Source organism: Pseudomonas sp. GM78 (assembly GCF_000282475.1).
Taxonomy (GTDB): domain Bacteria; phylum Pseudomonadota; class Gammaproteobacteria; order Pseudomonadales; family Pseudomonadaceae; genus Aquipseudomonas.
This window is the reverse complement of sequence record NZ_AKJF01000146.1, coordinates 1-14,768: the sequence shown is the minus strand read 5'-3', so window position 1 is coordinate 14,768 and position 14,768 is coordinate 1. Positions and strand designations below refer to the sequence as shown.

Here is a 14,768-nt window from a genome sequence, read left to right as displayed (position 1 = left end):
ATGCCGAGCCTAAGCGAGGCACCGAGTGGTGGGGCAAAGCCTTTTGCTTCCTTTTTGGCGTTTGAAAAAGGGAGTCGCCGTAAGGGCGAAACCATAAGCGACCGTTACCGAAGGAACGGATATGTACTCGGTCAAAATCACTCAGGGCATCGCATCAGCAACCCCCACCACGGAAATCACCCGCGACCGTACAGCGTCACCACACAAGCCCCACCCAACCCAAGGTTATGCGCCAACGCCACCTTAACCCCTTCAACCTGACGCTTGTCCGCCGTCCCCCGCAGTTGATGAGTCAACTCATAGCACTGCGCCAACCCCGTCGCCCCCAGCGGATGCCCCTTCGACAGCAAGCCCCCGGACGGGTTGGTCACCACTTGCCCGCCATAGGTGTTATTACCCTCAAGGATAAACCGCTCGGCGCAACCGACATCGCACAGCCCCAGGGACTCATAGGTCAGCAATTCGTTATGCGCAAAGCAGTCATGCATCTCGGCAACACGAATGTCCAGCGGGTCGACACCGGCCTTTTCGTAAACTTCCCGTGCCGCACGCTGAGCCATGTCGAAACCGACCACTTCAATCATCGACCGGGTCTCGAAGCACGCCGGCTTGTCGGTGGTCAGCGACTGGGCGAGGACCAGCACGTCTGTGCGCAGGCCGTGCTTTTTGGCGAAGGCTTCGGAGCAGATGATCGCCGCCGCCGCGCCACAGGTCGGTGGGCAGGCCATCAGGCGAGTCATCACGCCCGGCCACATCACCATATCGTTCATCACGTCTTCGCTGCTGACCACTTTGCGAAACAGCGCCAACGGATTGTTGGCCGCGTGACGACTGGCCTTGGCGCGGATGGCGGCGAAGGTGCTCATCTGCGTGCCGTACTTTTGCATGTGTTCGCGACCGGCACCGCCGAACATGCGCAGCGCACTCGGAATCTCGATGTCGGCGGTCAGCTCATCGATCACCGACTGCGTCTTGTGGGTGGTGGCGCGCGGACGGTCATCCCAATTGCCTTTCAAGGCACCCGGTTGCATCTGCTCGAAACCGAACGCCAGGGCGCAGTCGACCGCACCACTTTCTACCGCCTGACGCGCCAGGAACAGTGCGCTGGAACCGGTGGCGCAGTTATTGTTGACGTTGATCACCGGGATGCCGCTCATGCCGACTTCGTAAAGCGCTGCCTGGCCGCTGGTGGAATCGCCGTACACGTAGCCGGCGTAGGCTTGCTGAACCAGCCTGTAGTCCAGGCCGGCGTCCTTCAGTGCGAGGCGAATGGCTTCGGAGCCCATTTCGATGTAGGTGCCGCTGGTCCCCGGCTTGACAAACGGGATCATGCCGACGCCGGCAACGTAAGGTTTTTGCGACATTGCTTCTCTCCAGATTCAGTGATGCAGGGGTAACCGTTCGCCCTCAGCGGAGGACGAACGGCGATTGCAGGGATGGGTTAGCGGATACCGGCGTTGCGCAAGGCGCCCGGGGTGAAGTCATTCAGGGTCTGGGCGGTACCGTACTGGACGCCGTGGGCCGACTCGTTGCTCATCGCCTGGACGATGTAGCGACCGGCGATCACGTCATAAAGCCCCTGCATGGCGTAGTAGGACACCCCTTGCTCATAGTCATTGAGCGCGTAGCCTTCACCGACACGCCAGAGCTGGCCACGGCCGTCGTAATGATCGACCTCGACCAATGCCCAGGTGTCTTCATCGAAGTACATATGGCGCTTGGCATAGATGTTGCGCTCCCCCGGCTTGAGGGTCGCTACCACCTCCCACACGCGATGCAGCTCGTAGCGCGTGAGGTCCTGGTTTATATGGCCGGGCTTGAGGATGTCCTTGTACTTCAACTGTGGCGAAGCCAAACGGTAGTTGTTGTACGGGATGTACATTTCCTTCTTGCCCACCAGCTTCCAGTCGTAGCGGTCTGGCGAGCCGTTGAACATTTCCGCATTGTCCGCGGTACGCAAGCCGTCGGACGCGGTACCCGGGCCGTCATAGGCAACCTGTGGCGCGCGTCGCACACGTCGTTGGCCTGCGCTGTAGACCCAGGCGTTACGCGGTTCGGCCACCTGATCGATGGTCTCGTGAACCAGCGTCACACTGCCGGCCAGGCGCGAAGGAGCCGTCACTTCCTGCTTGTAGTAAAACAGGATGTTGGAGGTCTTCTGTGCATCGGCGTCTTTCATGAACTGTGGGAACGCCACTTCATCGTTGAGCTGGACCGCGGTGAAACTGCCATCGGTTTGCGGTGCTACCTGGGCAATCTGACGGGTGTAGTTGTTGCCCCGGTAGCGCGTCATGTGATTCCACACCACCTCGACACCGGACTTTGGCAGCGGAAACGCATAGAAACGCGAATCACTGAAATTGCCCAAGGCATTGCCGCCACTCAACGATTGCGTGTTCAACGCACTTTTCTTCGCCGCCTCGTAGATTTCCTGCGGGTTCGACGCGGTGCGATGGGTCTTGTAGACCGGGATGCGGTAGCTCTCGGGATAACGCTTGAACATCGCCAGCTGGCCTTCGCTCAGCTTGTCCTTGTATTGCGCGGCAGTGGCCGCCGTGATCGTCAGCACGGGTTTTTCATCGGCGAAAGGATCGCCGAGAAAGCCGTTCTGCACCTTGGCCGCGCCCGGTTTCAAACCACCGGTCCAGGCCGGGATGCTGCCCTCGGCATTACCGGCCTTTTCACCGCCCAGCGGCGTCAGGGTGGTACCCAGTTGGGCGGCTTCCTTTTCGGAAACGGCGGCCATCACGCTGGAGGCGATCAGGCTGAGGGACAATGCGCAGGCTTTTATCAGAATGCTGGATTTCATTGTTGTTTTCTCCGTCTGATGGGGGTCAGAAGTTCACGCCGAAGCTGGCGGCGACGTAGTCACGATCGGTGATGCTGTTCCACTTCCCGCCGAAGTAGTCGGTGTAGCTGAGGCTGGCGGTGTAGGTGTTCATGTAGTCGGCATCCACCCCGAGGCTGATGGCCTTGTTGCCTTCCTCGAAGTTGGGGCCCACGCCGTTGACGTCATGGGACCAGGCCAGGTTGGGCGACAGGTTGATGCCGGCGAAGACGTTGGGATAATCCAGCTTGCCGCGCAGGCGATAGCCCCAGGAGTCGGTGGTGTAGAAACCGTGGCTGTTGCACTCCTGCTGCGGGTTGCTCGGCCGGGTGACGCCAGGCTGGCCCGGTACCGGCGTGTTCTGGCCAACGCAAACGGCCTGGTTGACCAACTGGCCGGCACCAAACACGGTATTGCGGCCGAACCGCACCTCAGTGCCATCGCTTTCGCCCAGGCCATTGATGCGGTTGTAGCCCACCTCGCCCACCAGGGTCAGGCGGTCCGCACCGAGGACCTGGTCGAAGAACCGGGTGGCGCTCATCTGCGTTTGCAGCACCGGCATACGCTGGTAACCCGCAACCTGTGCCCCGGCGACATTGCTCGACTGCCCGCTGACGAACAGCGGTGAAGCGGCGTTGCCCGTCGCCGCCAGGTTGAGGTCGGCACCGTTGATGCCCAGTGGCATGTTGGGCCGGAAACTCACTTCGCCGCCCAGGGAAGTACCCAGTACGTTGGTCGCGAAACTCAGGCCATACAAACGCACATCTTCGGGATAGACCACGTTGTAACTGGCGCTGCGTACCGCGGCTACAGTCTTGAGGAAACGAGTGCTTATCTGCGGGAAAAACGTCAACTGGCGCTCAGCGCAGCCGACATCGCCAACCTGCACGAGCGCACCGAAGGCTGGATCACCGGCCTCTACCTGGCCACCTTGTCATTGCAACGGCACAGTGATCCGGCGGCCTTCATTGCCTCGTTCAACGGTTCCAACCCGGCGCTGGCGGAATACCTGGCCGAGGACGTATTGGCCAGGCAGACCGGCCAATGCCAGCAGTTCCTCTTGCAGACCAGCGTCCTGGGGCAGTTTTGTGCGCCGTTGTGCGATGCCGTCACCGGCCGCAACGACAGCCAGGCCGAGCTCGAATCGCTGCAACGGGCCAACCTGTTCGTGCTTGCCACCGACAACCAGCGCCAATGGTTTCGCTATCACCCGCTGTTCGCCGACTTCCTGGTGCAAACACTCAGGCAACGACACCCCGATACGTTCGAACAGGTGAACCGGGAAGCGGCACGCTGGCACTTCGCCAATGAGCGCCCGGTCGACGCCCTTGAACATCTGTTTACCGCCCACGCCGAAGACGAGGCGGCAACGCAGCTTGAACTGCATGTCGACACACTGGTGGAGAACGGTCATGCCAGTTTGCTGATGCGCTGGCTCTCACGGATTCCCGCTGAAATTCGTGACCGGCACACCGGTCTGGGCATTGCCTACGCTTGGGCGCTGCTCCATGCGCGTCGTTACAAAGAGGCGCTGCAAGCGCTGGAAAGCCCGGCGTTAGCAGGAAAACAGCACTACGTTCATCCGCTGTTGCTGCTGATCGGTGATCGCGTTGAAGAGGCGCGGATCGCCAGCGCCGAGATGTTGTGCAGTCTCACCCCCCAGGACCAAACCGCGTTTCGGGTGACGGCCCTGGTGCAGGCCACCTGCCTGGTCTACACGGCACGCTATGACCAAGCCCGGCAGCTGCTCGGTAGCGCCGGGATACGCGAGGCCCAGCGCGACTCGCCGTACCTGCGCGACGTCGTCGATACTCTGGAAGCCTTGCTCGACCTGGCCCAAGGGCAACTGGACAGTGCCCAGGCCCGGGTGTACACCGCCGTGCGCCGCGGTCGTGAACAACTTTTCGGCGCGCTGCCCGTGGGCTTTCCGGTGCTGCACACCACGCATTGCACGCTGCTCTACGAAGCGGATGCGATGGATGAGGCAAAACAGCAACTGAGCAAACTGCTGCCCTATGCCCGCGACCATGCCGCGCCCTACTCGCTGATCACCACCCATGTCCTGCTGGCACGCATCGCCTGGCTGCAGGGTGACCGCCCGGCGTGGTTGCGTTACCTGGCCGATCTCGACCAACTGGGCCACGTGGTCGGCTCCTCACGCATCCTCTGCTCCACCTGGCTGGAACGGGCGCGGGTCGCCACCCTGGAAAACCGCCTGGACACCGCCGATCACGCAATGCGTGCCGCCGAGCAACTGCGCGACTGGGAACAACCGGGCGTGACATTGAGCGCCAACGATGTCGATACGCCCTTCATCGCCCGTCAGCGCCTGAGCATCGCCAAAGGTGACGACCGCTGCATCGAGCTGTTGCGCCAGGCTATCGATGAAGCGCTGCAACGCCACCAGCATCGACTCGCCCTGAAGCTGCGCCTGTTGCTGACGCTGGCGCTCGATCGCGGGAACTTGCACAAGGAGGCACTGGAGCAACTGACCGTGGCCTTGCGTTTCGCCAGTCACGTTGGTTTCATCCGCACCTTTCTCGATGAAGGCGCGCCCATGATGGCCGTGCTGGAGCGATGGTCGGTGACCTTCCATGGCCAGGAACAGGCATTGGGCATTCGCCCGGGGTTCGTCGCCCTGTTGCTGCAAGGCAACAGCGACAGCGTCAAGCCGCAAAGCACCAGTGAAGTTCAAACCCAGATCAGCCTTTCCACCCGCGAGCTGCAGGTGGTGCGTTTGTTGGCCCTGGGTTACCGCAACCGCGAAATAGCCGAAAAGATGTTCCTGTCTGAACTGACCGTGAAATCGCACCTGCGCAAGATCAACACCAAGCTGGGGGCCGGTGGCCGCACCGAAGCGGTGTCGATAGCCAGGACGCTGGGGTTGCTCGACTGAGGATCAGGCTTGCGCGGGCGGTACCGATGCCAGTGCATGCTCGATGAACGTCAGCAATTGCGTGCGCAACAGCTTCAGGTCGATGCCGGCGGGGTCCAGCAGGAATTGCAGCATCATGCCGCGCAACGTGCCGAGGATCAGCAAGGCACTGGCCAGCGGATCCACCTGGGCGCGGATCTCGCCACTTTCGATGCCTTGGCGAATGTAGCCAGCCAGGTGTTCCATGACCGAGTGGTTGTATTCGGCGAGGATCTGCACGGTTTCCGAGTCCTGGGTCACGGCCTCGGACATCAGCGCCAGTAACGCACGGGTATTGACCCAGTCGCCGTCGGGGCGCGACAGATAAATACCGACAAATCCCTTGAGTGCATCCAGCCCCGGGCGCCATCGCGGCGACCGGGCATCGACCAGCTCCATGAAGTTGGCATTGACGAAACCCGCCAGGGCCCGCAGCAATCCGGCCTTGTTGCCGAAATGATGGGTCGCCAGGCCACGGCTGTAGCCTGCCTCTTCGCCTACCTCCGACAGCGTCATGCCCACCCAGCCCTTGCGCGCAACGATCTGCCGGGCAGCGACCAGCAGACGCTGTTCCGCCTCGGCACGACGCTCGAGCTGGGTCCGACGTGCAGTCGGCTGGGCGGGTTTTTCAACGGGTTCCATCGGGCAATTCCTTACTGACCTGTAAAAACGGGGGTACGACGTTCAGCCATGGCGCGGGTGCCCTCGGCAAAATCGGCGCTGACAATCTGCCACTCCTGCTCGGACGCTTCGCGATCAATCACCTGGTCAACCGCATCCGCCAGGCCCATGCGCAGGGTTTCCCGACTGGACATGACCGCAGCCGGTGCGCTGGCGGCAATTTCCTCTGCCAGCTCGCGAGCCTTCTGCCGCTCCTGACCGGGCTCGGCGAGCACATCGGCCAAGCCGATTCGCACCGCTTCAGCGCCATCGATACGCCGCCCGGTGGCAATCAGCAGCGCCGCCATTTGCGGGCCGACCAGGCGCGGCATGGTAACCGAAATTCCAAAACCCTGATGAATGCCCAGGCGATTGAAATTGGCCGAGAAGCGCGCTGTGGCGCTGGTCACCCGGAAATCGGCAACCAGTGCCAGGCCCAGACCGCCACCAATCGCGGCGCCCTCCACCACGCAGATCATCGGCTTGCGCGTGCGAAACAGGCGCACGGCGGATTTGTAGACACGGCGTGGGTACTGCGGATCGCACGCGTCTGCCCCGGAAAAGTCAGCGCCTGCGCAAAACACCTTGCCTTCAGCCTGCAAAACCACGACCCGGCACTGGGACAGTTCATCGAGGTACTGCAGGGTATCGGCCAGGTCCTTGATCAATTCGGCATCGAAGAAATTGTGCGGTGGACGATTGAAACCCAGGGTGGCGATGTGACCGTCCAGGTCCAGTGTCAGGCCGCGGCCGGGGGTGTATGAGGTATTGGTCGACATAAAAACTCCATCAGGGGGGCAAAGCCGTCCCGGTCAAGTGAACACGATTTTCAGGACGGCGGGTGGCTTGATCGCGGTCGGGGTTGCTGTTAGCTTATTTACTTGTTGGTCGTTCAGCAAGTTAGAAAACAATCACCCTATTCTCTTTCCACACGAGCAAAAAGCCATGCAGGCACTCGATATTCGTCCCTGTCACCTCGACGCCAATGCCCAGGCGTTACGTGCCGAAGTGCGCGAATTTGTCGCCCAGACACTGAAGGACTACCCGGCCCACGAACGCGCAAAGAACTGGAACGGCGCCGACCCTGAATTCAGCCGCAAACTGGGCGAGCGCGGCTGGCTGGGCATGACCTGGCCCAAGCGCTATGGCGGCCACGAACGCAGCGCCCTGGAACGCTATGTCGTGCTCGAGGAGTTGTTGGCCGCCGGCGCGCCGGTCAATGCCCACTGGATTGCCGAGCGTCAGTCCGGCCCGTTGCTGATGAAGTTTTCCCCTGAAGTACTGGCGCCCCGCCTGCTGCCGGCCATCGCCCGCGGCGAGCTGCTGTTCTGCATTGGCATGAGCGAGCCGAACGTCGGCTCCGACCTCGCGTCGGTGCAGACCAAGGCTGTGAAAACCGACGGTGGCTGGATCGTCAATGGCAGCAAGGTCTGGACCACCGGCGCCCATCGCTGCCACTACATGGTCACGCTGTTGCGCACCGGGCCAAAGGACGAGACAAACCGTCACTCCGGCCTGTCGCAGCTGCTGATTGACCTGCACGCCACCGGCGTCACGGTTCGGCCCATCTACAACATGCTGGGCGAGCACGATTTCAACGAAGTGTTTCTCGATAACGTGTTTGTCCCGGACGACTTCGTCATCGGTCGGCCAGGCGATGGCTGGAAGCAAGTCGGCGCCGAGCTGGCGCTGGAGCGCAGCGGCCCGGAACGTTATTTGAGCTGCACCCAGTTGTACCTGGAAATGCTCGACGCCGCGGACCCGCAGAACAATCGGCACGTGGTCAGCCTCGGTCGCGTCGCGGCGCGCTATGCCGCATTGCGCCAGATGTCGCTGGGCGTCGCCGGCATGCTCGCTCGCGGTGACAACCCCGCGACCCCGGCGGCACTGGTAAAAGACCAGGGTGCCCTGCTCGAGCAGTCCCTGCCCGACCTTGCCCACGACCTGTTTGGCGGCGAACGCCAACCCGGCTCCCGACTCGACCAGGTGATGCGTTACCTGACCCAGACCGCCCCGTCGTTTTCCCTGCGTGGCGGCACCCGTGAAATTCTTCGCGGCATCATTGCCAGAGGACTAGGACTGCGATGAACCAGGCACTCAATGATCAAACCGTGGAAGACGGCACCCCTTCGCCACTGCAATCGATGATTGCCGACAGCGTCGAACGCCTGTTCGCCGAACAGGTCACCCCCCAGATACTGGCGCATTTCGATGCTGGCCGCGCGGCAACACAGTTGTGGCAACAGGTGGTCGATCTCGGCCTGCCCGGTGCCCTGATGCCTGAAACGGCAGGCGGCAGCGCGGCCAGTTGGCTGGACATCAGCCCGGTGTTGCGCGCCATTGGCTACTGGAGCGCGCCCCTGGCCTTGAGCGAAACCATGCTTGCCTCGCTGCTGCTGGCCCATGGCGGCCTGCACGTACCGGAGGGACCGATCACGCTGATTCAGATCGGTCACTACGGCGACCTGCGATTGACCGAAGACCGTGTTCTCGATGGCCGCGCATTCAATGTGCCCTGGGCACGCAGTTGCCGCTGGGCAGCGGTGGCTGATGGCAATGGCCATGTGGCGTTGGTCGATCTTCGCCAGGCAGCGGTCAGCGTGGAAACCGGCAGCAATTTCGCTGGCGAGGAACGCGACACGTTGTACTTCGATAATGCCAGCGTCCACGCGGTCGGTTCGCTGAAAGTGGCCGACGTGCAGGAACCGGTCTGGCTGTTCGGTGCCTTGATGCGTGCCTGCATGTTGGTCGGGGCACTGGAGTCGAGCCTGGACAAGGCCGTCAACTACGCCAATGAACGTGCGCAGTTCGGCAAGGCGATCGGAAAGTTCCAGGCGATCCAGCAGCAACTCGCGCAAATGGCCGGGGCCATTGGTGCCGCGCGCATGGCCACGCAGGTCGCGTTGCGCAGTGCCTGCGAGGCGTTGCATGCCGAGCAAGGCAGCCGCAACAGCCTGGCGTTCGATGTTGCCGTGGCCAAGGTCTGCGCCGGTGAAGCCGCGACCCTGGCTACTTCGGTGACGCACCAGGTACACGGTGCGATCGGCTTTACCCATGAACACACCCTGCACTTCACGACCCGTCGCTTGTGGTCCTGGCGCGACGAGTTCGGCAGCGATGCGCAGTGGGCCGAAGTCCTCGGCCAGGCGGCGATTGCTGCGGGGGGTGACGGGTTCTGGGCAGGACTGACGCAGCGCAGATTCTGACGATGCGCTCAATCAAACAAATAACAATAAGGTCTCCCGATGTCGCTACCCGCCCTGTTATCCGATCGCCTGCGGCTACCGCTGGTGGCCGCGCCGCTGTTCCTGGCCTCCACCCCCACCCTGGTCGAGGCACAATGCCGTGCGGGTATCGTCGGTTCGATGCCCGCACTCAATGCCCGCAGTGCCGAGATGCTGGACGACTGGCTGGCGCAACTGACCGAAGTCCTCAGCCAACCGCTGACATCGCACGGCGCGCTGCCGGCGCCCTTTGCCATCAACCAGATCGTCAGGCGTGACAATCACCGCCAGGCGCAAGACCTGGCGTTGCTGGTAAAGCACAAGGTTCCAGTGGTGATCACCAGCGTTGGCGCACCGGGTGAAGTGGTCAGCGCCGTGCACAGCTATGGTGGCATCGTCTTTCACGATGTGGTCAGTGTCCGGCACGCGGAAAAAGCCGTCGAAGCCGGCGTCGACGGCCTTGTCGCCGTCTGCGCCGGTGCGGGCGGTCACGGCGGGACCTTGAACCCGCTGGCCTTCGTCAACGAGATTCGTCGCTTCTACTCAGGGACCGTGCTGCTGTCCGGAGGCTTGACCACCGGTAAAGACCTGGTTGCCGCGCAGATCATGGGCGCTGACCTGGGCTATATCGGCACGCGTTTTCTCGCCACCCGGGAATGCGAAGTCAACGACGCCTACAAACAGATGCTGCTCGTTTCCAACGCCGACCAGATCGTCAATACCGCACTGTTCAGCGGCCTGCGCGCCAACTACCTGAAGCAGAGCATCGCCCGCACCGGCCTCGATCCAGACAACCTGCCGCCACCACCGGCCCAGGGCGGCAGCGGCGGCCATAATGGCGCCAAATTGTGGAAAGACATCTGGGCGGCGGGCCAGGGCGTGGGCAACATCGATGACATCCCCACGGTGGAGGCGTTGATCACTCGGTTCGAGGACGAATATCACAGGGTGCAAATGCCCGCCCGGCGCCCCGCTGCGGTGTGATTGGCGGCGCGGGTTCTGCAGAATCCGCGCCCCGTGGTGCTAGGTCTTTGGCCATTGGTACAGCGGCGGTTCCTTGCGCATGAACCTCGCCGTCGCCGCATGGAAATACGGCGACGTCATCGCCAAGGCCTGTGCACTGGCCTCTGCATCCAGTTGTGCCTGGAGCGTGCTTTCGAAGGTGCGCGCCAGCAGGCGCTTGCTCATGCTAAAGGCGGCGGTCGACATGTTGCCCATGCTGCAGGCGATTTCCCTGGCGCGATCGCGGAACACCTGCGGTGCATGGACTTCCAGGACGATGCCGAGGGCCAGCGCTTCCTGTGCGGACAGGTCCCGCGCGCAGTAGAGGATTTCCTTGGCTTTTTGATAACCGACAATCCGTGGCAGCGTGTAGCTCGCGCCCATATCGGCGACTGCGCCAATACGTGCGAAGGCCATGCAAAAGCGTGCCCGGTCGGATGCGATGACAAAATCGGCAGCGAGGGCCAGGCTGAAACCGGCGCCGAAAGCCACTCCGTCCACGGCTGCGATGACGGGCCGGTCGAACTCCATCAGCGCGGCAAGCACCCGGTTGGCCTGGTTCATCGTTGCCTGCCGCACACTGGCCTCAACCTCGCCACCCATGTTGTTGATGTCACCACCGGAACAGAAATCGCTGCCCGCCCCCGTCAACAACAATGCCTTGACGTGAGGGTTGTCGCGCAGATGGCTGAGCGCTTCATCCAACTGCTCGAACAGCTGTCGGGTCAGCGCGTTTTTTCTCTCTGGACGCGAAAGGACTAGCGTGGCCAGCCCATCTTCGATGGTCAGCACAACGGATGTCGACATAAAAGTTTGCCCCCTGATAATGGCCCCGGCTGAGCGCGATGACCAACCGTTACCGTGGGACAGTACTTTCGAGGCAACTTCCGTTAATACCCCCCTTACCGGGTGGCCACGATTCGTAGGCCCTGCAGGTTTACGCCGTCTCCAGCTTCGCGGCGGTCGCTACGGTTTTGGGTGTTCTACCAAGCATCGATGCGGGAATGGCCAGGATCAGCCCGCCGCTGACGAACAGGCACAGCGCCAATACATAGGTACCGTTGTTGATATTGCCGGTGAGGTTCTCCGCCACCGCGGTGATCATCGAGCCGGTGAAGCCAGACAGGTTGCCGAAGGCGTTGATCATGCCAATGCCGGCGGCTGCAGCGACGCCCGACAGCACGGTCCCCGGCAGGGTCCAGAAAATCGGCATCAGGCTGAGAATGCCGGAAGCGGCGATACTGAGGAAGAACACCGACAGCACCAGGTTGTTGGCAAAGTAGGCGCTGAGGATCAGGCCAACACCACCGACAAACGCAGGAATCGCCGCGTGCATGCGTCGCTCACCGGTGCGGTTGGAGTGACGGGCGTTGAGCAGCATGGCCACGACAGCCACGGCATAGGGAATGGCGGTCAGCAAACCGATGTGCAGGCTGTTGGTGATACCGGTGCTCTTGATGATCGAAGGCATCCAGAACGCCAGGCCGTAAAAACCGGTGTTGAAGGTCAGCAGGATCAGCACCAGCAACCACACCCGCGGATTGAAGAACACTTCGCTCAGGCGCGAGGCCTTGCCCTGGTTGTCGGTTTGCAGATTGGCCTTGAGCAAGGTTTTTTCCGCCGCCGACAGCCATTTGGCGGAGTCGATGTTGTTGGCCAGGCAGACGATGACCACGAACGCCATGATCACTGAGGGAATGCCTTCGATGATCAGCATCCATTGCCAGCCGGACATGCCATGCACGCCTTGCATGCTGTTCATCAACCAGCCGGACAGGATGCCGCCCAGGGTCAGGCTGATCGGCATGGCCATCAGGAACCCGGACATCACCCGGCTTTGCCGATGGGTCGGAAACCAGTAGTTGAGGTAGAGAATCACCCCGGGGAAGAAACCGGCTTCACAGATCCCCAGCAGGAAACGCAGCACGTAGAACATGGTGCTCGATTCGATATGGAAAAAGCCCGCCAGCGGTACGGTGAAGGCCACGGCCATGGAGATCACGGCCCAGGTCAACATGATCCGGGCAATCCAGAAGCGTGCCCCGTAGCGATGCAGCAACAGGTTGCTCGGCACTTCAAAGAGGAAGTAGCCCCAGAAGAACATGCTGGCGCCCAAGGCATAGACGGTGTTGCTGAATTGCAGTTCGTTGAGCATGTCGAGCTTGGCAAAGCCGATATTGACCCGGTCCAGGTACGCCGCCATGTAGCACAGGAGCAGCACGGGAAGGATGCGCCAGATGACCTTGCGGTAGGTCCGGTCTTCAAAGTCGAGCTCGCAGGCTGCAGCCTGCGCAGGTAATTGCTCGGAGATCGTTTGCATGAGGTAACCCCTGGGCATGTGGACATGCCTGATTGTTTTTATCGAATGGGTCGAGCCGAATGAACCCTTCACTCGGCGATACAGCGATGACTAGAGTGCCGCGGCAGTTTTTTCTCCATTGACCAGGCGCGTCAGCCCTAGCGGATTGCGGTTCTTGAGGGCTTGCGGGAGCAAGGCGTCAGGGAAGTTCTGATAACACACCGGACGCAGGAAGCGATCGATGGCCAACGTCCCTACCGATGTACCACGGGCGTCCGACGTCGCCGGCCAGGGGCCGCCGTGGACCATGGCCTCGCAGACTTCCACACCGGTCGGATAGCCATTGATCAGGACACGGCCGACTTTCTGCTCAAGTACGTCGACCAGGTCGGCAGACTGTTCAAGTTCTTCGAGCTCACCCACCAACGTTGCCGTCAACTGACCGCGCAACCCTTGCAGGGCCGCCAGCAGTTCGGCCCGGTCAGCGACTTCAACCACCACGGTGGCCGGGCCGAAGATTTCTTCCTGCAACAGTTCACTCCCCGTCAGCAGCAGGCTGGCATCGGCCTGGAACAACTGGGCATAAGCCTGGTTGCCCTGCTGCGCCTGCCCGGCCAGATGGGTGATTTGCGGATGCGCCAGCAAGGCTTCGCAACCCTGCACATAACTGCGCAGGCCACCGGCATTGAGCATGGTTTGCGCAGGTTGTTCGGCCAGCGAGGCACAGAGGGTCTGCACGAACGTGCTGAACGCCGCGGAGCGGATGCCAATGACCAGGCCGGGATTGGTGCAGAACTGCCCCGCGCCCATGACCACCGACGCCGCCAGTTCGGTGGCGATACGCTCGCCGCGTACCTGCAACGCTTGCGGCAGCACCAGTACCGGGTTGATGCTGCTCATCTCGGCGAACACCGGGATCGGCTGCGCACGTGCAGCCGCCATGTCGAACAGCGCCCTGCCGCCTTTGAGCGAACCGGTGAAACCGACGGCCTGGATCAGCGGATGCTTGACCAGCGCCTCGCCGACACCTGCACCGAAGATCATGTTGAACACGCCCTTGGGCATGTCGGTTTGCTCAGCGGCCCGGATGATGGCTTCAGCCACCCGTTCAGCGGTCGCCATGTGCCCGCTGTGGGCCTTGAACACCACCGGGCAGCCTGCGGCGAGCGCGGCGGCGGTGTCACCTCCGGCGGTGGAGAATGCCAACGGAAAATTACTGGCGCCAAACACGGCCACCGGGCCGACGCCCAGGCGACACTGGCGTATATCGACGCGCGGCAAGGGTTGGCGCGCGGGCAGTGGCAGATCGATGCGCGCACCGTAGAAGTCACCGCGGCGCAGGGTCTGGGCGAATAACCGCATCTGAGCGCTGGTGCGCGAGCGTTCGCCCTGGATGCGTGCTGGTGGCAGGGCAGTCTCCTGGCAGACCAGGGTTACAAATTCATCACCGAGTGCATCCAGCTCGGTGGCAATCGCCTCGAGAAATTCGGCCCGGCGTGCTGCTGGCAAGTTGCGGTAGATCGGCGCTGCAACAGCGGCGGCCTGGGCTGCGGCGTCCACTTCCTCGACCGTGGCCTGGATGAAGGCCGTGGGCAGCGCTTGCCCGGTCGTTGCGTCAACGCTGTGCAGCACGACCGAACCGGCGGCGCTACGGCCACCGGCGATGAAATTGTGTCCGGACAGTTCGGGCATGACAGTCTCCTAACCCTGATGGGAAGCCAGGCGCTACTTTACGGGTGCGAAGCGATTCATTCCCAATGGCATTTTCGGATTAACCGATAACGATTTGTTATCGAAACAACCTGCGAGCACTATTTTTATCGGAGTACATATCCATTCCTG

11 protein-coding genes and 1 pseudogene are annotated in these 14,768 nt (G+C 62.0%); 4 read left to right on the top strand and 8 right to left on the bottom strand.

Features of this window, described 5'->3' with window-relative positions; all coding sequences use genetic code 11:
* Positions 1 to 176: 176 nt before the first annotated feature.
* From PMI35_RS08390 to PMI35_RS08400, 3 genes and pseudogenes are all read right to left on the bottom strand, one after another.
* Complete coding sequence (locus tag PMI35_RS08390) at positions 177 to 1,364, bottom strand: lipid-transfer protein (RefSeq protein WP_008063127.1); 1,188 nt, start codon at positions 1,362 to 1,364, stop codon at positions 177 to 179.
* Between the two features lie 77 nt (positions 1,365 to 1,441).
* A complete protein-coding gene (locus PMI35_RS08395; protein WP_008063126.1) occupies positions 1,442 to 2,809 on the bottom strand; it encodes a DUF1329 domain-containing protein in 1,368 nt (455 codons plus the stop codon).
* A 25-nt stretch (positions 2,810 to 2,834) separates the two neighbouring features.
* Positions 2,835 to 3,647: pseudogene (locus PMI35_RS08400) on the bottom strand (DUF1302 family protein); the annotation flags it as partial.
* A 117-nt stretch (positions 3,648 to 3,764) separates the two neighbouring features.
* Here PMI35_RS08400 and PMI35_RS08405 point away from each other — a divergent pair.
* Positions 3,765 to 5,723 (top strand): LuxR C-terminal-related transcriptional regulator, encoded by a 1,959-nt coding sequence (locus tag PMI35_RS08405; protein ID WP_008063124.1) that lies wholly within the window; start codon positions 3,765 to 3,767, stop codon positions 5,721 to 5,723.
* A 3-nt stretch (positions 5,724 to 5,726) separates the two neighbouring features.
* Here the strand turns inward: PMI35_RS08405 and PMI35_RS08410 are convergent, their stop codons facing one another.
* Together PMI35_RS08410 and PMI35_RS08415 are read right to left on the bottom strand one after the other, a co-directional pair.
* Positions 5,727 to 6,383 (bottom strand): TetR/AcrR family transcriptional regulator, encoded by a 657-nt coding sequence (locus tag PMI35_RS08410; protein ID WP_008063123.1) that lies wholly within the window; start codon positions 6,381 to 6,383, stop codon positions 5,727 to 5,729.
* An 11-nt stretch (positions 6,384 to 6,394) separates the two neighbouring features.
* Positions 6,395 to 7,180 carry an enoyl-CoA hydratase/isomerase family protein gene (locus PMI35_RS08415; protein ID WP_008063112.1) on the bottom strand — a complete coding sequence of 262 codons (786 nt, stop codon included), beginning with the start codon at positions 7,178 to 7,180 and terminating at the stop codon, positions 6,395 to 6,397.
* Between the two features lie 166 nt (positions 7,181 to 7,346).
* Between PMI35_RS08415 and PMI35_RS08420 the strand changes: the two genes are divergently transcribed.
* The 3 genes from PMI35_RS08420 to PMI35_RS08430 are packed head-to-tail and all read left to right on the top strand — an operon-like array spanning position 7,347 to position 10,609.
* Complete coding sequence (locus PMI35_RS08420; RefSeq protein WP_008063110.1) at positions 7,347 to 8,489, top strand: acyl-CoA dehydrogenase family protein; 1,143 nt, start codon at positions 7,347 to 7,349, stop codon at positions 8,487 to 8,489.
* Positions 8,486 to 9,607, top strand: coding sequence for an acyl-CoA dehydrogenase family protein (locus tag PMI35_RS08425; protein WP_008063107.1), 1,122 nt, complete (start codon positions 8,486 to 8,488; stop codon positions 9,605 to 9,607). Before PMI35_RS08420 ends, PMI35_RS08425 begins: the two co-directional genes overlap by 4 nt.
* 39 nt (positions 9,608 to 9,646) lie before the next feature.
* A complete protein-coding gene (locus PMI35_RS08430; protein WP_008063105.1) occupies positions 9,647 to 10,609 on the top strand; it encodes an NAD(P)H-dependent flavin oxidoreductase in 963 nt (320 codons plus the stop codon).
* Between the two features lie 39 nt (positions 10,610 to 10,648).
* Here PMI35_RS08430 and PMI35_RS08435 read toward each other — a convergent pair whose 3' ends face one another.
* The 3 genes from PMI35_RS08435 to PMI35_RS08445 form a co-directional block, all read right to left on the bottom strand.
* On the bottom strand, positions 10,649 to 11,434 hold the full coding sequence (locus PMI35_RS08435; RefSeq protein ID WP_008063103.1) for an enoyl-CoA hydratase/isomerase family protein: 786 nt from the start codon (positions 11,432 to 11,434) through the stop codon (positions 10,649 to 10,651).
* A gap of 130 nt (positions 11,435 to 11,564) precedes the next feature.
* Entirely contained in the window at positions 11,565 to 12,947 is a 1,383-nt protein-coding gene (locus PMI35_RS08440) for an MFS transporter (protein WP_032831881.1), read from the bottom strand.
* 90 nt (positions 12,948 to 13,037) lie between these two features.
* Complete coding sequence (locus tag PMI35_RS08445) at positions 13,038 to 14,618, bottom strand: aldehyde dehydrogenase (NADP(+)) (protein WP_008063091.1); 1,581 nt, start codon at positions 14,616 to 14,618, stop codon at positions 13,038 to 13,040.
* Positions 14,619 to 14,768: the final 150 nt, after the last annotated feature.